Here is a 16,079-nt window from a genome sequence, read left to right on the forward strand (position 1 = left end):
CCTAGCTACCTTTTTTACCACCCAGTCGCGCTTTTCTGCAAACATCCCCGCCAGCGTTGGGCGAAATGCCCACTGTCGCGGCAGCGTGATCCCATCAGGCCAGGCAGAAACCCAGCCTGACCGCTAAGTTTTTGAAAGCGTGCAAATTTTTTTTGAAATGAGTGTTGACAGGGGGGCCGTTCAAGAGAATAATGCGCGCCATCGGCTACATAGCTCAGTTGGTTAGAGCATAGCATTCATAATGCTGGGGTCCGGGGTTCAAGTCCCTGTGTAGCCACCAAACAAAGACGAAGGGCTTACCGCAAGGTAAGCCCTTTTTCTTTGCCTGCAGAAAACCCGTCCGCCCTCACTTCACCCCGGCGAACGCCACGGCCAGGCCCAGGCCGATCAGCGCGACGCCGATCATCCGGTCGACCAGTTGCTGCCTTGCCAGCATCGCCTTGCGCAGTACCGCATTGGAAAAGAACACCGCCACCAGGCTGAACCAGGCCCAGTGGGCGACTGACATGAACCCACCATAGGCGAAGTCCAGTGCCAGCGAGCTGCCCGGCTGAACCACCTGGGTATAGGCGCTGATCACGAACAGCATGGTCTTCGGGTTGAGGGCGTTGGTCAGGAAACCGGTCCGCAGTGCAACCAGCAAGCCCGCCTGGCCCACCTCCCCGCCCACACTTGCCTGGCTGTTGCGGGTCAGCAGCCGGTAACCCAAGTAGACCAGGTAACCCGCACCGAGCACTTTCATGGCCAGGAACAATGTCGGGCTATGGCTGATGATGAGGGCAATCCCCAGCACCGTGTACAGCACATGCACCTGCACGCCCAGTGCAATGCCCACGGCGGCAGCCAGCCCGGCCTTGCGGCCCTGTGCATAACTGCTGCGGGTGACCATGGCGAAATCCGCGCCGGGGCTGATGACAGCCAGCAGGGTGAACAGGGCGATGGCGATGAGTTCGGTCATGAGGGGCTCTCGATAGACGATGGAAATGCACACATACGCTGATTATCGAGCGCTTCTGCACTCGGCAAAATCGATTTATCGTGAGGTAAATCTGCTAGTTTTTCTCACTGATGACATGAACCTGTGCCGGCGTCTTCGCCGCTGCAGGCAAACAGGGACGCCATGAAACTGCCGCTGCTGAACGCCTTCCGCTACTTCGACATCGCCGCCCGCAGCGAAAGCTTCGTGCGCGCCGCCGAGCACCTGCATGTCACCCATGGCGCGGTCAGCCGCCAGGTGCGCCTGCTTGAGGAAAGCCTTGGCGTGGAACTGTTCGAGCGCCGTAACCGGGCCATTTTCCTGACCGCGGCAGGGCGCACCTTGCACAGCACCACCCAGGCGATTTTCGAGCAGCTCGAAGGCACCGTGCAGCGCCTGCAACAACAAGGCCGCGACAATGTGCTGGTGCTGTCCTGCGAGCCCACCATCGCCATGCGCTGGCTGATCCCGCGCCTGCCGCGCTTCCATGCCGTCCACCCCGACCTGCAGTTGCACCTGGTGGCTGCCGGGGGACCGCTGGACTTCACCCGCAGCGGTGTCGACCTGGCCATCCGCCGCGACGACTTCCATTGGGGCAACCTGCTGCACAGCGTGAAGATCTGTGACGAATGGATCGGCCCGGTGGGCCACCCCGCCGCCTGCGCAAGTCTCGACGGCCAGCGCCTGCTGCACAGCAGCACCCGCCCGGCTGCCTGGCCCACCTGGCTGCGCCTGAGCGGGCAGCAGGCCCGGCATGCCGAGCGCAGCGACTACGAGCACTTCTACCTGTCGATCCAGGCCGCCAGCGCTGGCCTCGGCCTGGCCATGGCTTCGGCCCTGATGGTGCTCGACGAACTCGACAACAGGCAGCTGCAAGCCCCCTTCGGCTTTGTGCGCGACGGTTCGGCCTACCACCTGCTCAGCCCTCGCCCCCTGCAAGACGCTGGCAAGCGCCAGCGCTTCGCCGCATGGGTGATCGAGGAATGCCAGAGCTGCCTGGTTCAGCTGGGCCTGGCGCAGAACGACGAACCCGAACGGCCGTCATCACCCCAGGTACGATAGCCTGCGGTATCGATGTGAATGCGCCCGCTCGGGTAGCGCCCAAGCCCCATGTTCCAGGCCGGGCCGGATTGCTGCCAGAAACGGCATAGCGGGTTGGGGTCGGCCCACGCCGGCAGCAGGATATCCACCGCAAAGGCGCGAGTATGAGCGCTACCCAGGGCACCACCTGCACAACGGTTCAGGCCCGGGTCACGGTAGGCCGATACCACCTCGAACTGGCGCAGGATGCCTTGTTGGTCGAGCACCTTGAGCAGCGACAGCGTGGCACGCACCGCCGGCCAGTTGCTCACTGGCGGCACCGCAAAAGGCGAAGCCCGGCACAGCCGCCAGTCCGAAGCCGAACGCAGCAACTGGTGGATAGGCACCACGCCATACAGGCGGGCATCCACCAGCATCTGACGAAATGGCCGGGTCTGATGGTCCCCGGCCCATTGTGCGAACATCCACAGATCACGCTCATCAGCGTGCGCCGCAGCACCCAGCATGCCCAGCGCCAGCAGAAGCCATCTTGCCCCTTTCATCCCTGCTCCCCCTGCCCCAGTATGTGCACGCTGCCAAACACGGCGGCGCACGACAAGGAGTTAAGCATGCACAAGATTGCCTTACCGGGCCTCGTCGCCCTCGCCTTCAGCGGCCTGGCCGCGGCCGACGCACGCATCGACCTGGGCGACGCGCAGCGCGTCACCCGCCTGTTCGCCTTCCCCAACAACTGCCACGTCATCTGTTATCGCGACTGGACCCTGGAACAGACCGTCGAGCATTACCTGACCCAGAGCGTGCGGCGCGATGGCCATGCCGATGCCCAGGTGAAGGTGAGCCGCGACAACGACCGCCTGCAGGCGACCATCACCGGTGTACCCGCCAGCTATGCCAAGCCCCTGCGCAAGCTGCTCGACACCGGCGAACTGGCCTACCAGGGCGCCACACAACTGAACAAGGACGGCAAATGGTCCTACGACTGGTACCTGTTCCTGCCACTGGGCATGGCCCTGCAGAACCGCCGCAGCATCGAGCTGCTGCACTTCCCGCCGGACTACTCGCTGACCCAGGCCCAGGACTACCTGCGCTCCAATACCACCGACCGCTGGGCCGAGCTGCTGACCTTCAACGGTGTCGACGCCAGCCAGACCCCGGCCTACCAGACCATCATCGATATCGCCCCCATCGCCGCGCCGGCCAGCGCCGGTGAAACACTGAAGGACACCTACAGCTACTTCAAGGACTACCAGGTGCGCATGGTCAGCGAGATGACCCTGCAGAACCCCGCCAAACCCCTGCCGATGGTTGCCTTCGGCGCGCCGGTACGCAGCTGGATCCAGCAGCAATATGGCGCGCAGCTGAATGTACTGGGCCTGGTCACGATCAGCCCGCAAGCCGGGGCCAAGGTGCCGGTGCTGGGTGCCAACCACCCCAGTGCCATCTGGTACGCAGCGGACAAGGACAGCCACGGTGGCAACCAGGACGCCGCCGATGCCGCCGGCTTGAAAATGATGGGTCAGGACCTGACAGCGGCCTGCTGGCAGGCGGGGATGGGGCGCAATCAACGGGCCGATGCCAAGCTGACGCTGGATGCTTGCGCGACCAAGTGGCAGGTAACGCAGAAAAAGCAGACTTGTGAACTGTTCTTCCGTACGGTGCGCAAGTACACGCCGGAGCAGGCGGCAGCAAAATGCAACACCGCCAGCGTGACCCGCAGCCTGCGCGAGCTGGACAAGCCGGTCGAGATTCAGCCGCAGGGCTTGTGACCGGCACACCGTTCATTCGCGGGCACGCTCGCTCCCGGGGTGAACCACAGGCCTCAGGCCTTGCACCCCATTCGCAGGAGCGGGCATGCCCGCGAAGGGGCCCGTGCAGGCCTGCTCAATCTTCGAGCAGGGTACAGGCCATCACCAGCGCATCCTCACGGCCGCCGGCGATCGGGTAATAGTCGCGACGGCGGCCAATCTCGTTGAAGCCATAGCGCTCGTACAGGCGATAGGCCGACTGGTTGCTGGCACGCACCTCCAGGAAGCACTCACGACCGTTGAGCTGGTAAGCCCGGGCCATCAGGTGCTCAAGCAGCCGCAGGCCCAGGCCGCGCCCCTGGTTTTCCGGCTTGACCGTGATATTGAGCAGGTGCGCCTCATCGATGATCACGTTGATCACGCCATGCCCCACTTGCTGCTGGCCGTCGAACATCAGCCAGACTTCATAGGATTTGAGTGCATCCTGAAAGATCCCACGGGTCCAGGGATGACTGAACGCGGCATATTCGATTTTAAGTACGGCATCCAGATCCGCCTCGGTCATCCGGCGGAAGCTGATCGAGTCACTCATTCAACGCTCTTCCAGCGCGCCATCAGCTGGCGCATGGCTTTCCAGACGTCCGCCTTGCGCTGCGGCTCGTCCATCAACAGTTCAAGGCCCGGCAAGGCCCAGGCGTCCCCCAGGCCGTCGAGCGTCAGGGTTTGGTAATAGGCGTTGCTGTCGGCATTGGCGGCAAAGCGCAGCGCCGGCAGGCCGACCAGCCACAGGCAGGCGCATGGGGCGTCTTCCAGGCGTGCCTGGACAAAGCCCCGGACAAAATCGCCGGCGGCTTCCGGGCCCTGGTCGAGGTTGCCGCGCACCAGCAGTGGCCAGCGCACCGGTTCGCCGATGATCTGCGGGGCATCGGGCAGGCCGGCGGCGCGCAGCATGTCCTTGAGCAGCAGGTAGGACGGATCGCGGCTCTGGAACGGCTGGCCGGTGGCCAATTCCACCAGCAGCAAGCAGCTGCCGGCACGCAGCAGCTGCAGCGAGAAGCGCGGGGGCGGCACGGGTGCCGGGCGGGTAGCTGCGACCGGCCCCTCGGCCTCGGCGGCCTGGGCAGCCGGCTTGGTCGCACTGGCCGGGCGCGGTATTTCGATTTTCGGGCGCTCGCCAGCACGCGCCTGTGGGGTGACGGGCACGTCGTTGGCGGCGGGGGCGGGCCTGGCTTCGACACCGAGGTCTTCGACCGGTGCCACCGGCAGCAGCAACTCGGGCCGCGACGGTGCGGCGAACGGCAGTTCGGCGCGCGGCAGCCAGTGCACCACTTGCATGGCGGAAAGGTAGGCGCGGCGACGGGGTTCGGTGAGCAAGGTGCGGGGTCCCGAGGGGTGAAGACAATTGGCCATTCTAACGGGTATGCCTTGGATTTTGCAGCGCCTATCAGACCGAGCGCCGCGTGGACGGTGATCGATCTCGCCCCCCCTGAAAACAATGTCGTACACCTACACATCACAAGGCTATCCCCTTCATTACAGACCAAGGGGTGAAAACCTCCCCCCAGGATGCAGTACAATCGCCCCCTTTTTCTTGGCAACGAGTCGAAGCCAATGATCGAACCCAAGCGCGTCCTGCGCGCCCTAGCCGAACACTGGGCCCTGATCGAGCCGCTGTGCGAGCGTTTCGACCAGGGCACCCTGAGCCTGGTCGAACTGCGCCAGCATGTCGCCCGTCAGCAGGTCGAGAGCACCCCGCAGGACATCACCCAGCTGCTCGACGTGTGGATCCGCCTGGACATTCTGGTCCCGGTGGCCAAGAGCCCGAACCGTTTCGAGCTCAACGCGCAGATCCACGACTTCCTCGCTTACCTGCGCCGCGAACACCGGCTGGGCCTGTGCCTGGAGATCGAAGCCTACCTGCGCCACCTCGAGCGCCTGGCCGGGCATATCCAGGATGCCTTCGACAACCGCGACAGCGACGACCTGGCGCGCCAGCTGCGCCTGCTCGACATGCGCGTGCGCGATGTGCTGAAAAAACTCGACAATGACGAGCAGGCGCTGGTGGCCGTGGCCGAACGGGCCAAGACCAGCAACCGCCAGATCCCGCTGCGCCAGCGTTATGCCGAAGTACTCGCCACCTGGGACGAATACGTCGAGCCGATGATCCAGCTGGTCAACGCCGACGGCGCCTTCGAGCAAGGCGTGCGCAAGGTCGAGACGGTGCTGTTGAAACTGCTCGGCGAACAGGCGCGCCTGGGTCACCTGGTCGACGACGACATGTTGCTGCGCACCCATGCGCGCATCCTGGAAATGCAGACCAGCGCCCAGCTGACCCTGCGCCACGCCCGCGAACTGCTGCTGCCGCTGCGTGAAGAGGCCCGCCGCCACAACGCCGTGACCCGTGGCGCCGCGCTGGCCCTGTCGGTGATCCGGCGCAAGGGCATCGACGCCGTGCCGCAAGCCGCGATGCCGCTGTTCACCCGCCCGCAAAGCACCTTCCTCGGCAGTGCCAGCCAGGTTGAAGCCTACGTCTACGCCCTGGCGCGCTTCGAGCCCAAGCCGGCGCGCTTCCCCAAGGCCCACAAGACCCAGTCCGGCGCCCTGCCCCGTGCACCGCGCACGGTAAAGGAAATGGCCGAACGCTGCGAACAGGCCCTGCCGCTGCCCGACCTGATGGTCTGGCTGCTGGAGCAGGAACCGGAAAGCGCCACCGACGAGCTGCTGTATTGGTTCTCGCGCCTGTCGCGGGAAAAGCGCTTCAAGCGCGAACGCCTCGACCGCCGCGAGTACACCACCCAGGAACACCTGGTCAGCCTGCGCTCGTTCGCCCTGACCTCCAGCCGCGAAGACGCCACTGCGTCTACCGAAACCAACGCGAGCCCAGCCCATGCATCTTGATCTTTCCGAACTGTCCCAGCTCGCACCGATCTTCCGCGAGCTGTTCAAAGGCTTCCACGTCAGCCGCCGCGACCCCGAGCTATACGCCCAGCTGTCCAATTTCCAGGACCAGTACCGCACCCTGTTCAAGGCCCTGGGCTTCGAACTGGTGTGCGACACCCGAGGCTTCCACTACTTCGTGCCGGACATGAGCGCCGCGCAGGTCAACAAGACCGCGCAGCGCCTGTCGCTGTTCACCTTCATCCTGGTCGAGCACCTGGCCGACCAGGGCCGCGACCCAATGGCCGTGCTCGACGGCGGCAGCATCGGCCGCGATGAACTGCCATCGCTGCTGGACAAGTACCGCGACCTGTTCCTGCAGGCCGAAGTGCAGACCGTGGACGAGCTGGAAGAAAAAATCCTGCGGCGCATGACCCAGCTCGGTTTCGCCTTCGAGGAAGGCGGGATCTACCGCTTCCTGCCGCCGATGCACCGCTTCCTCGACGTTTGCCTGGCTGTGCAGCAGGACCGCGACCTGGCGGCCACCTTGCACAGCGACCTGCCGCTGCCGACCCCGGTGCTGGTCGAGGAAGAAAGCCCCGAAGAACTCAACCGCACCGACGACCCGCTCGACCTCAGCCCCTTCGAGGGCGAGGAAAGCGAAGAGGAAGCCCTGGCCCGGGCGATCCGCGAAGAGCAACAGGAGATTGACGCATGAGCCAGGAACGCTACGGCATCCGCCGCTTCGCACTGCTCAACACCGCCGGCTACAGCCTTGGCCTGTTCCCGCTGGAACAGCCGCTGTCGGTCTACGGTGCCAACAACCTGGGTAAATCGGCGTCGATCAACGCCCTGCAGTTCCCGATCCTGGCACGCATGTCGGACATGAGCTTCGGCAAGTACAGCCTGGAGCAGTCGCGCCGCTTCTACTTCGCCAGCGACACCTCGTACATTCTCTGCGAGCTGAGCCTGCCCCACGGCCCGCACGTGATCGGCGTGGTCGGGCGTGGTCCGGGCGGCGGTTTCGGCCACCAGTTCTTCGCCTACAAAGGCGAACTGGACCTGGCCCACTACCAGAAGAACGACACCTGCCTGCGCCAGAAAGAGCTGTTCACCAACCTCGAGCGCCTGGGCATCAAGGCCTATGAAGTGAAGCCGGACGAGTTGCGCCGGCTGCTGGTCGGCGGCCATACCTCGGTGCCGCTGGACCTGACCATGATCCCGCTGCGCTCGACCAGCGAGCAAAGCCTGAAAACCTTCCGCGCACTGTTCATCAACCTGCTGCACATGCGCGAGATCACTGCCGCCAAGCTCAAGCAGCTGTTCCTCGACGCCTTCGAGCACAGCCTGCGCTCCGGCAGTGTCGACTACATCGCCGCGTGCGAAGAGGCCTTCCGCGACGTGCGCCGCATGGAACAGGACTACAACGCCCTGGTCGCCGCCGGCCCACTGGTCGAGGCGCTGGCCGGTGGTGTGGCGCAGCGTGACATCCTGCGCGGCAAGCTGCACCGCATTTCGCCGGTGCTCGACACCCTGCTGGCGACCTGGCAGGAATACGCCATGGCGCGCAAGGAAGAACTGGTGATCCAGGCCGAGCACTATCGTGGCGAGCAGGACCGCCTGCAGAACGACCAGCGCGGCGGCACCCAGGAACTGATGCGCCTGGAGCGGGAAATCACCGGCATCCAGCGCTGGCTGGGCGAGCTGTCGGTGCTCAAGCACCGCTTTGCCCTGGTCGATGACGTCAAGGTCCTCGAACAGCAGTTGCTGGCGGCCAAGGACGCCCACGACGAACTGGCCGGCGCCCTGGCCCAGTCCCGGCAGTTCAGCGCCGAGGACCTGGACGAACGCGTACGCGACCTGGAAAAGCGCCTGAAGCAGGTACGCCAGCAGCTCGACCACGCCGACAACAACAGCTACGCCCGCCTGCGCGAAGAGTTCTCGCAACAGGACGTCGACCGCCTGATGCGCCTGTTCAACGGGGCACTGTTCAGCCTGCCGCTGGGCGACCGGGGTATCGAGCTGGATGACAGCGACTTGTGGGTAAAATCGCTGGAAGCGGTGCTCGACGGCTTCAAGGGCGAGCGTTTCGAGGCGCCCGGCCTGTCCATCGACCTGTCGCACATCGACCCGCCGGCGCTACAGGCCCTGGCCGACCGCGCCGCGCTGCGCGACCAGAAGGAGCGCCTGGAAAAAGAGCTCAAGCAGCTCAAGACCCAGCAAGCCGTAGCCGCTGACCGCTCCGCATCCAAGGCCCAGACCGAAACCCTGTACCAGGAGGTGCTGGACGCGCAGAAAGCGCTGGAAGACTTCCGTCGCAGCGAAACCCTGGCCGCCGAAGAGCCCGAGAAACTGGAACAGCTGGCACAGCTGGAAGCCGCCCAGGACGAACTCAAGCGCTCCAGCGATGCCTTCACCGAACGCGTCCAGCAGCTGTCGGCCAAGCTGCAGCTGGTTGGCCGCCAGATCGGCGACCTCGAGGCCAAGCAGCGCACGCTGGAAGACGCCCTGCGCCGTCGCCAGCTGTTGCCGGCCGACCTGCCCTACGGCACGCCGTACATGGAGGCCATCGACGATTCGATGGACAACCTGCTGCCGCTGCTCAACGACTACCAGGACAGCTGGCAGAGCTTGCAGCGGGTGGACAACCAGATCGAGGCGCTGTACGCCCAGGTGCGCCTGAAAGGCGTGGCCAAGTTCGATAGCGAAGACGACATGGAACGCCGCCTGCAGCTGCTGGTGAATGCCTACGCGCACCGCACCGACGAGGCCCTGACCCTGGCCAAGGCCCGCCGTGCCGCGGTCACCGACATCGCCCGGACGTTGCGCAACATCCGTAGCGACTACGACAGCCTCGAACATCAGCTGGCCCTGTTCAACCGCGAGATCAACCGCCGCCAGGTATCCAACCTGGAGAGCTTCCGCGTGGTGCTGGCGCCGAACAAGGAAGCGCTCAAGCACATCGACCAGATCATCCACAGCGCCGGCCAGTACGAAGAGGGCGAAACCCTGTCGGTGTTCGACCTGACCCAGAGCGCCGAGCAGGACAACAAGAACGAAGAGGCCAAGGAGTACCTGGCACGGCTGGTGGCGGCCAACCACAACCAGCTGGGCCTGAAGGACCTGTTCGAGCTGGCGTTCGAGATCACCAAGGTCAACGGCCAGCCGGTGATCCATGCCGACATCGACGGCGCGGCATCCAACGGCACCACCATGACCATCAAGGCGCTGACCAACATGTACCTGTTGCTGCACCTGATGGACCGTGACCTGGCCGGGCGCATCCGCCTGCCGTACTACCTGGACGAAGCGGCGGACATCGACGAACGCAACCAGGCTGCGCTGCTGGAGACCAGCCTGCAGCTGGGTTTCGTGCCGATTCTGGCGAGCGTGAAGCCGCAGGTGTCGGCGCGCGTGGCAATCGACCTGGAAGGTGGCAGCGGGCCGAACGGCATCTACATTGACGAGGCAGACTGGAAGTACATCAGCCGTCGGGATGAGGTGAAGGCGGTTGTGCGCGAGGATCAGGCCGAGGAGTTGGCCTGACAGGAAGCATTGGGCCGCTTTGCGGCCCATTCGCGGGTAAACCGCTCCCACAGGTGTTGTGCAAGCCTCAAGGGCAGTACAGTACCTGTGGGGGCGGGTTTACCCGCGAATGGAGGCCAAAGGCCTCCGGCGATCTAGCAGGTTGTCAGTGAGCCCAAGGCAGGATCGGTATCGCCGTCACCGCATTCTGCGGGCTGCCTTCGATCATGCGGTCGCTGTACACCAGGTACACCAAGGTATTGCGCTTCTTGTCCAGGAAGCGCACCACCTGCATGGTCTTGAACACCAGCGAGGTGCGCTCCTTGAACACTTCCTCGCCATCCTTCAGCTCACCCTTGAAGTTGATCGGCCCCACCTGACGGCAGGCAATCGACGCCTCGGCCCGGTCTTCCGCCAGCCCCAGCCCGCCCTTCACGCCGCCGGTCTTGGCCCGCGACAGGTAACAGGTCACACCCTCGACCTTGGGGTCGTCGAACGCCTCGACGACAATCCGGTCGTTCGGCCCGAGGAACTTGAACACGGTCGACACCTGGCCGATTTCCTCGGCTCCGGCCAGCATCGGCAAGGCCAATGCCGCCACGGCAATCATCCTTTTCAGCACGTACGCTCCCTCAGACCAGAACCAGGTTGTCGCGGTGCACCAGCTCGGGCTCCGCGATGTAGCCGAGAATACCTTCGATGGCATCCGATGGCTGGCCGATGATCTTCTGCGCCTCCAGGGCGCTGTAGTTGGCCAGGCCACGCGCCACTTCATGGCCGTCCGGACCAACACATACCACCATCTCGCCGCGGCGGAAGCTGCCTTGCACGGTCTTCACGCCGACCGGCAGCAGGCTCTTGTTGGCCTGGCGCAGGGCCTGCACCGCACCCGCGTCCAGCACCAGGGTGCCACGGGTCTGCAGGTGGCCAGCCAGCCACTGCTTGCGCGCCGCGAGCATGCCGCGCTCTGGCGACAGCAGGGTACCCAGGCGCTCGCCGGCCTTGAGCCGGTCCAGCACACGCTCGATGCGGCCACCGATGATGATGGTATGGGCACCGGAACGGGCCGCCAGACGTGCGGCGCGCAGCTTGGTCTGCATGCCGCCACGGCCCAGCGCACCACCGGTGCTGCCAGCCACCGCATCCAGCGCCGGGTCGTCGGCGCGGGCTTCGTAGATCAGCTGGGCTTCGGGGTTGTTGCGCGGGTCGGCGTCGAACATGCCATCGCGGTCGGTGAGGATCACCAGCAGGTCGGCCTCGACCAGGTTGGCCACCAGCGCCGCCAGGGTGTCGTTGTCGCCGAAGCGGATCTCGTCGGTGACCACGGTGTCGTTTTCGTTGATTACCGGCACCACGCCCAGGTCAACCAGCGTGCGCAGGGTGCTGCGCGCGTTCAGGTAGCGCTTGCGGTCGGACAGGTCGTCATGGGTGAGGAGAATCTGCGCAGTGTGCTTGCCGTGCTCGCCGAAGCTCGATTCCCAAGCCTGTACCAGGCGCATCTGGCCAATCGAGGCGGCCGCCTGCAGCTCGTTCATCGCACTCGGTCGCGAAGTCCAGCCCAGCTGGCTCATGCCGGCAGCCACGGCCCCGGAGGAGACCAGAACCAACTCCACGCCTGCCTCACGCAGCGCAACCATCTGCTTGACCCAAACGGCCATGGCACCGCGGTCGAGACCCTTGCCATCGGCGGTCAGCAGAGCACTGCCAATCTTCACGACCCAGCGCCTGGCGCCCGTCACCTTGCTTCGCATCTTCTTCCAACCTATGTCGAATCTGTAGATACCGTGGATACAAAAACGCCGCTCCCGAGAGCGGCGTTTAGTGTACTGCAACCGGTCAGTCGCGCACGTAAATGATTTCCGGGCCGTCTTCGTCGTCCTCGAAATCATCGTCCCAACCGTCATCGTCGCCGATGTCGTGCACGCTCTTGACGCCAGTCCGACGCAGGGTGCGCGCGTCGTCCAGGGCCTGCAGCTGGGCACGCGCCTCGTCTTCGATGCGCTGGTCGAGGTCGGCCAGCTCTTCGGCATAGACCGGGTCATTGGCCAGGCGGTCGGCGCGATCTTCAAGGTAGCGCATCAGGTCGTGGCTGAGCTTCTCGGTGCCCTGCTTGGCGATGGCCGAAATCACATAGACCGGGCCTTCCCACTGCAGGCGCTCGACCACTTCCTTGACGCGCTCGTCGCGCTCGTCATCCATGAGCATGTCGGCCTTGTTCAGCACCAGCCAGCGCTCGCGCTCGGCCAGCGACGGGCTGAACTGGGTCAGCTCGTTGATGATGACTTCGGCAGCATCGGCCGGGCTGCTGCCGTCCAGCGGCGCCATGTCCACCAGGTGCAGCAGCACGCGGGTACGCGCCAGGTGCTTGAGGAAGCGGATACCCAGGCCGGCACCTTCGGAAGCGCCTTCGATCAGGCCGGGAATGTCGGCGATGACAAAGCTTTTCCAGCGGTCGACGCTGACCACGCCGAGGTTCGGTACCAAGGTGGTGAACGGGTAGTCGGCCACTTTCGGCTTGGCCGCCGAAACCGAGCGGATGAAGGTGCTCTTGCCGGCGTTCGGCAAGCCCAGCAGGCCGACGTCGGCCAGCACTTTCATTTCCATCTTCAGGTCGCGCTGCTCACCCGGCTTGCCTGGGGTGGTCTGGCGCGGGGCACGGTTGGTGCTGGACTTGAAACGGGTGTTGCCCAGGCCGTGCCAGCCGCCCTGGGCGACCATCAGCTTCTGCCCCGGGGTCACCAGGTCACCGATCACCTCCTGGGTGGAAGCGTCGATCACGGTGGTGCCGACCGGCACGCGCAGGAACAGGTCGTCGCCCTTCTTGCCGGTGCAATCGGTACTGCCACCGTTGGCGCCACGCTGGGCCTCGTGGTGACGGGTATAGCGATAGTCGACCAGGGTGTTGAGGTTTTCGTCGGCGACCATGTACACCGAGCCGCCATCGCCACCATCACCGCCGTTGGGACCACCGTTCTCGATGAACTTCTCGCGACGGAAGCTCATGCAACCGTTGCCACCGTCACCGGCCTTGACCCGAATGGATACTTCGTCAACAAACTTCATTCAAAACCGCCTCTCGCCTTCCGACGAGCTGAATACTGATAAACCTGAGGCTCTTGCAAAAATGAGCGCGGCGGCCCCGTACGACCGTAGAAACCCACGCCGGCAGCCCATACAAACAGCTTTGCAAGAGGCTCACCACAAACGAAAAAGCCCCGTCGCATGACGGGGCTTCTGGAGCGACGTCGCGATTAAGCTGCGACGATGCTCACGTAACGGCGGTTGAACTCGCCTTTCTTCTCGAACTTGATCACGCCTTCGATCTTGGCGAACAGGGTGTGATCCTTGCCCATACCAACACCGTAGCCGGCGTGGAATTCGGTGCCGCGCTGGCGGACGATGATGTTGCCTGGCTTGATAACCTGGCCGCCATACATCTTCACGCCAAGGCGTTTCGATTCTGAGTCGCGACCGTTACGAGTACTACCACCAGCCTTCTTGTGAGCCATGGTTCAATTCTCCAAATAAATTCAGGGGATCTAGGGGATTAAGCCTGGATACCGGTGATTTTGATCTCGGTGAACCACTGGCGGTGGCCCATGCGCTTCATGTGGTGCTTACGACGACGGAACTTGATGATGCGAACCTTGTCGTGGCGGCCTTGCGAAACGACTTCGGCCACTACTTTAGCGCCAGCAACAACTGGAGCACCGATGGTGACTTCTTCACCGTTGGCGACCAGCAGAACGCGATCGAAGGTCACGGATTCGCCAGTGGCGACTTCCAGTTTTTCGATCTTGAGGAATTCACCTTCAGCGACTTTGTACTGCTTGCCGCCGGTAACGATTACTGCGTAAGACATGGTATTTCTCCGATAATCCTGCTCACCCAGCGCTTTATATGATGAGTATTGGCTGGCATGGCTGCACAGGGCTGGAACGGCCCGGTGCAATTGCGTAAGGCAGGTGCTGCCCAGGAAGTTAGGGTGCGCGATTGTACGCAACCGCGGTTTTGCTTGCAAGTCCCGCCCCCGGGCAGGCGGCACCGCGCCTTGACACACCGGGACCCGCGACCTAGCATGCCGCGCAACCTCACTGGAGCAGCCGATGCAACCCCAAGCCTTCTACCGAGCGGTGGCTGATGATTTCAGCGCCGTCGACGAGATCATCAAGAAGCAGCTGACCTCGCGCGTGCCGCTGGTATCGAAGATCGGCGACTATATCACGTCCGCCGGTGGCAAGCGCCTGCGCCCGCTGCTGGTCCTGCTGTGCGGCAAGGCCCTGGGCCGCGAAGGCGACGACCTGCGCCTGCTGGCCGCCACCATCGAGTTCCTGCACACCGCCACCCTGCTGCACGACGACGTGGTCGACATGTCCGGCATGCGCCGCGGCCGCTCCACCGCCAATGCCTTGTGGGGCAATGCGCCGAGCGTGCTGGTGGGCGACTTCCTCTATTCGCGCTCGTTCGAGATGATGGTCGAGCTGGGCTCGATGCCGGTCATGCAGATCCTGTCCAAGGCCACCCGGGTAATTGCCGAGGGTGAAGTGCTGCAGCTGTCGCGGGTACGCGACGCCAGTACCACCGAGGAAGTCTACATGGAGGTCATCCGCGGCAAGACCGCGATGCTGTTCGAGGCTTCGACCCACAGCGCCGCCGCGCTGGCCGATGCCAGCGACGAGCAGCGCGAGGCCCTGCGCACCTTCGGCGACCACCTGGGCGTGGCCTTCCAGCTGGTTGACGACCTGCTGGACTACAAGGGCGACTCGCAGACCCTGGGCAAAAACGTCGGCGACGACCTGGCCGAAGGCAAACCTACCCTGCCGCTGATCTACACCATGCGCGAAGGCACCGCCGAACAGGCTGCACTGGTGCGCCAGGCGATCCAGAAGGGTGGCCTGGAAGACCTTGAGCAGATTCGCGTGGCGGTCGAGGCATCCGGCGCCCTGAACTACACCGCCGAGCTGGCGCGCGACTACGTCAAGCGTGCCATCGAGTGCCTGGAAGTACTGCCGGCCACTGAATACCGTGAAGCGCTGGTCGAGTTGAGCGAGTTTGCCGTAGCGCGTACTCACTGATAGATCGCGTCAATGCCGTTCGCGGGGCACGCCCGCGAACGCTTTTGTCCGGACATAATCCCTTCTGCAACAATACCTCTTACAATGTCGGGCTTTTATCGCCTGTCTGTTGAGGAACCGAAGTGAGCACTCTGCCACCCTGCCCGAAATGCAACTCCGAATACACCTACGAGGATGGCACCCAGCTGATCTGCCCTGAATGCGCCCACGAATGGTCGGCCAGCGGCGATGCCGAGGCAGCCAGCGACGAGGTGGTGAAGAAGGACTCGGTCGGCAACATCCTGCAGGACGGCGATACCGTCACCGTGATCAAGGACCTCAAGGTCAAAGGCTCTTCCCTGGTGGTCAAGGTCGGCACCAAGGTCAAGAACATCCGCCTGTGCGATGGCGACCACGACATCGACTGCAAAATCGACGGCATCGGCGCCATGAAGTTGAAGTCCGAGTTCGTGCGTAAAGTCTGATAACGCAAAAACCGCCAATTGGCGCTTGCTATTTAGATAATAAGAATTATTCTCATTGGAGCCGCTATCCAAGGAGAATAGCCATGACTTATCTGATCGACGCCTGGCTGGACCGCCCACACCCCTACCTGCGCATCCTTCATCGGGAAACCGGCGAAGTGTGCGCGGTGCTTGAACAAGAAGCGCTCGACGAGCTGCGTGACCAGGGCGACCTGGACATGAGCGGGCTGAACTCGAGTGAACCGGGGGTGCTCAAGGAGCTGGTGCGCAACCTGTTTCTGTTCTGCTATGCGCGGGCATTGCGCCCTGGGGGAACAGACTGGAATTGACGAACCTGGCGAGGGCTTCGCCCTCGATCGCGACACAAGGCCGCTTC

The 16,079-nt window shown here is 63.9% G+C and carries 17 protein-coding genes and 1 tRNA gene; 9 read left to right on the forward strand and 9 right to left on the reverse strand.

Features of this window, described 5'->3' with window-relative positions; all coding sequences use genetic code 11:
- The first annotated feature begins 203 nt into the window (after nucleotides 1-203).
- A tRNA-Met gene (locus B4L76_RS08770) sits at nucleotides 204-280 on the forward strand.
- A 66-nt stretch (nucleotides 281-346) separates the two neighbouring features.
- On the opposite strand, the gene B4L76_RS08775 is transcribed toward B4L76_RS08770, so the two are convergent.
- Nucleotides 347-958, reverse strand: coding sequence for a LysE family translocator (locus B4L76_RS08775; protein ID WP_296231850.1), 612 nt, complete (start codon nucleotides 956-958; stop codon nucleotides 347-349).
- A 162-nt stretch (nucleotides 959-1,120) separates the two neighbouring features.
- Between B4L76_RS08775 and B4L76_RS08780 the strand changes: the two genes are divergently transcribed.
- The gene (locus B4L76_RS08780) at nucleotides 1,121-2,038 is read left to right on the forward strand and encodes a LysR substrate-binding domain-containing protein (RefSeq protein ID WP_296231851.1); all 918 of its coding nucleotides are present in this window, start codon (nucleotides 1,121-1,123) and stop codon (nucleotides 2,036-2,038) included.
- Here B4L76_RS08780 and B4L76_RS08785 read toward each other — a convergent pair.
- Complete coding sequence (locus tag B4L76_RS08785) at nucleotides 1,978-2,559, reverse strand: D-Ala-D-Ala carboxypeptidase family metallohydrolase (RefSeq protein ID WP_296231852.1); 582 nt, start codon at nucleotides 2,557-2,559, stop codon at nucleotides 1,978-1,980. The two genes, B4L76_RS08780 and B4L76_RS08785, sit on opposite strands and share 61 nt — an antisense overlap.
- Before the next feature lie 66 nt (nucleotides 2,560-2,625).
- On the opposite strand from B4L76_RS08785, the gene B4L76_RS08790 reads away from it, so the two are divergent.
- Entirely contained in the window at nucleotides 2,626-3,783 is a 1,158-nt protein-coding gene (locus tag B4L76_RS08790) for a hypothetical protein (RefSeq protein WP_296231853.1), read from the forward strand.
- A gap of 115 nt (nucleotides 3,784-3,898) precedes the next feature.
- Here B4L76_RS08790 and rimI read toward each other — a convergent pair whose 3' ends face one another.
- Both rimI and B4L76_RS08800 read right to left on the reverse strand, forming a co-directional pair.
- Nucleotides 3,899-4,354, reverse strand: coding sequence for a ribosomal protein S18-alanine N-acetyltransferase (gene rimI / locus B4L76_RS08795; protein ID WP_200626723.1), 456 nt, complete (start codon nucleotides 4,352-4,354; stop codon nucleotides 3,899-3,901).
- Nucleotides 4,351-5,136 carry an energy transducer TonB gene (locus B4L76_RS08800; RefSeq protein WP_296231856.1) on the reverse strand — a complete coding sequence of 262 codons (786 nt, stop codon included), beginning with the start codon at nucleotides 5,134-5,136 and terminating at the stop codon, nucleotides 4,351-4,353. The genes rimI and B4L76_RS08800 overlap by 4 nt, the downstream gene beginning before the upstream one ends.
- Before the next feature lie 237 nt (nucleotides 5,137-5,373).
- Here B4L76_RS08800 and mksB point away from each other — a divergent pair, with 237 nt between their 5' ends.
- Genes mksB through mksF form a run of 3 tightly spaced genes read left to right on the forward strand, consistent with a single transcriptional unit; the run spans nucleotide 5,374 to nucleotide 10,185 of the window.
- The gene (gene mksB / locus B4L76_RS08805; protein WP_170028211.1) at nucleotides 5,374-6,660 is read left to right on the forward strand and encodes an Mks condensin complex protein MksB; all 1,287 of its coding nucleotides are present in this window, start codon (nucleotides 5,374-5,376) and stop codon (nucleotides 6,658-6,660) included.
- The gene (gene mksE, locus B4L76_RS08810; RefSeq protein WP_296231858.1) at nucleotides 6,650-7,357 is read left to right on the forward strand and encodes an Mks condensin complex protein MksE; all 708 of its coding nucleotides are present in this window, start codon (nucleotides 6,650-6,652) and stop codon (nucleotides 7,355-7,357) included. Before mksB ends, mksE begins: the two co-directional genes overlap by 11 nt.
- Complete coding sequence (mksF, locus tag B4L76_RS08815; protein ID WP_296231859.1) at nucleotides 7,354-10,185, forward strand: Mks condensin complex protein MksF; 2,832 nt, start codon at nucleotides 7,354-7,356, stop codon at nucleotides 10,183-10,185. Before mksE ends, mksF begins: the two co-directional genes overlap by 4 nt.
- A 145-nt stretch (nucleotides 10,186-10,330) precedes the next feature.
- Here the strand turns inward: mksF and B4L76_RS08820 are convergent, their stop codons facing one another.
- The 5 genes from B4L76_RS08820 to rplU all read right to left on the reverse strand — a co-directional run bounded on the left by B4L76_RS08820 (nucleotide 10,331) and on the right by rplU (nucleotide 14,026).
- Complete coding sequence (locus B4L76_RS08820; RefSeq protein ID WP_085617292.1) at nucleotides 10,331-10,774, reverse strand: CreA family protein; 444 nt, start codon at nucleotides 10,772-10,774, stop codon at nucleotides 10,331-10,333.
- 22 nt (nucleotides 10,775-10,796) lie between these two features.
- Complete coding sequence (gene proB, locus B4L76_RS08825; protein ID WP_296231861.1) at nucleotides 10,797-11,915, reverse strand: glutamate 5-kinase; 1,119 nt, start codon at nucleotides 11,913-11,915, stop codon at nucleotides 10,797-10,799.
- Nucleotides 11,916-12,000: 85 nt separating this feature from the next.
- Nucleotides 12,001-13,227 (reverse strand): Obg family GTPase CgtA, encoded by a 1,227-nt coding sequence (gene cgtA / locus B4L76_RS08830; RefSeq protein WP_296231862.1) that lies wholly within the window; start codon nucleotides 13,225-13,227, stop codon nucleotides 12,001-12,003.
- 188 nt (nucleotides 13,228-13,415) lie between these two features.
- Nucleotides 13,416-13,673, reverse strand: a complete 258-nt coding sequence (gene rpmA, locus B4L76_RS08835; RefSeq protein ID WP_070092741.1) for a 50S ribosomal protein L27 — start codon at nucleotides 13,671-13,673, stop codon at nucleotides 13,416-13,418.
- A gap of 38 nt (nucleotides 13,674-13,711) precedes the next feature.
- Nucleotides 13,712-14,026, reverse strand: coding sequence for a 50S ribosomal protein L21 (gene rplU / locus B4L76_RS08840; RefSeq protein WP_003247466.1), 315 nt, complete (start codon nucleotides 14,024-14,026; stop codon nucleotides 13,712-13,714).
- A 244-nt stretch (nucleotides 14,027-14,270) separates the two neighbouring features.
- Here rplU and B4L76_RS08845 point away from each other — a divergent pair, with 244 nt between their 5' ends.
- The 3 genes from B4L76_RS08845 to B4L76_RS08855 all read left to right on the forward strand — a co-directional run bounded on the left by B4L76_RS08845 (nucleotide 14,271) and on the right by B4L76_RS08855 (nucleotide 16,032).
- The gene (locus B4L76_RS08845) at nucleotides 14,271-15,239 is read left to right on the forward strand and encodes a polyprenyl synthetase family protein (RefSeq protein ID WP_296231869.1); all 969 of its coding nucleotides are present in this window, start codon (nucleotides 14,271-14,273) and stop codon (nucleotides 15,237-15,239) included.
- A 122-nt stretch (nucleotides 15,240-15,361) separates the two neighbouring features.
- Nucleotides 15,362-15,703, forward strand: a complete 342-nt coding sequence (locus tag B4L76_RS08850) for a zinc ribbon domain-containing protein YjdM (protein WP_009686103.1) — start codon at nucleotides 15,362-15,364, stop codon at nucleotides 15,701-15,703.
- Between the two features lie 83 nt (nucleotides 15,704-15,786).
- Nucleotides 15,787-16,032 carry a hypothetical protein gene (locus B4L76_RS08855; protein ID WP_170028205.1) on the forward strand — a complete coding sequence of 82 codons (246 nt, stop codon included), beginning with the start codon at nucleotides 15,787-15,789 and terminating at the stop codon, nucleotides 16,030-16,032.
- The last annotated feature ends 47 nt before the right edge of the window (nucleotides 16,033-16,079 follow it).

The organism is Pseudomonas sp. UBA4617 (genome assembly GCF_002386445.1).
Taxonomy (GTDB): Bacteria; Pseudomonadota; Gammaproteobacteria; order Pseudomonadales; family Pseudomonadaceae; genus Aquipseudomonas.

Excerpts from the sequence above, each read along its gene's own strand:
- B4L76_RS08775 (WP_296231850.1), bottom strand. The coding sequence starts at position 958 with ATGACCGAACTCATCGCCATCGCCCTGTTCACCCTGCTGGCTGTCATC.
- B4L76_RS08780 (WP_296231851.1), top strand. The coding sequence starts at position 1,121 with ATGAAACTGCCGCTGCTGAACGCCTTCCGCTACTTCGACATCGCCGCC.
- B4L76_RS08785 (WP_296231852.1), bottom strand. The coding sequence starts at position 2,559 with ATGAAAGGGGCAAGATGGCTTCTGCTGGCGCTGGGCATGCTGGGTGCT.
- B4L76_RS08790 (WP_296231853.1), top strand. The coding sequence starts at position 2,626 with ATGCACAAGATTGCCTTACCGGGCCTCGTCGCCCTCGCCTTCAGCGGC.
- rimI (WP_200626723.1), bottom strand. The coding sequence starts at position 4,354 with ATGAGTGACTCGATCAGCTTCCGCCGGATGACCGAGGCGGATCTGGAT.
- mksB (WP_170028211.1), top strand. The coding sequence starts at position 5,374 with ATGATCGAACCCAAGCGCGTCCTGCGCGCCCTAGCCGAACACTGGGCC.
- mksE (WP_296231858.1), top strand. The coding sequence starts at position 6,650 with ATGCATCTTGATCTTTCCGAACTGTCCCAGCTCGCACCGATCTTCCGC.
- mksF (WP_296231859.1), top strand. The coding sequence starts at position 7,354 with ATGAGCCAGGAACGCTACGGCATCCGCCGCTTCGCACTGCTCAACACC.
- B4L76_RS08820 (WP_085617292.1), bottom strand. The coding sequence starts at position 10,774 with ATGATTGCCGTGGCGGCATTGGCCTTGCCGATGCTGGCCGGAGCCGAG.
- proB (WP_296231861.1), bottom strand. The coding sequence starts at position 11,915 with ATGCGAAGCAAGGTGACGGGCGCCAGGCGCTGGGTCGTGAAGATTGGC.
- cgtA (WP_296231862.1), bottom strand. The coding sequence starts at position 13,227 with ATGAAGTTTGTTGACGAAGTATCCATTCGGGTCAAGGCCGGTGACGGT.
- rpmA (WP_070092741.1), bottom strand. The coding sequence starts at position 13,673 with ATGGCTCACAAGAAGGCTGGTGGTAGTACTCGTAACGGTCGCGACTCA.
- rplU (WP_003247466.1), bottom strand. The coding sequence starts at position 14,026 with ATGTCTTACGCAGTAATCGTTACCGGCGGCAAGCAGTACAAAGTCGCT.
- B4L76_RS08845 (WP_296231869.1), top strand. The coding sequence starts at position 14,271 with ATGCAACCCCAAGCCTTCTACCGAGCGGTGGCTGATGATTTCAGCGCC.
- B4L76_RS08855 (WP_170028205.1), top strand. The coding sequence starts at position 15,787 with ATGACTTATCTGATCGACGCCTGGCTGGACCGCCCACACCCCTACCTG.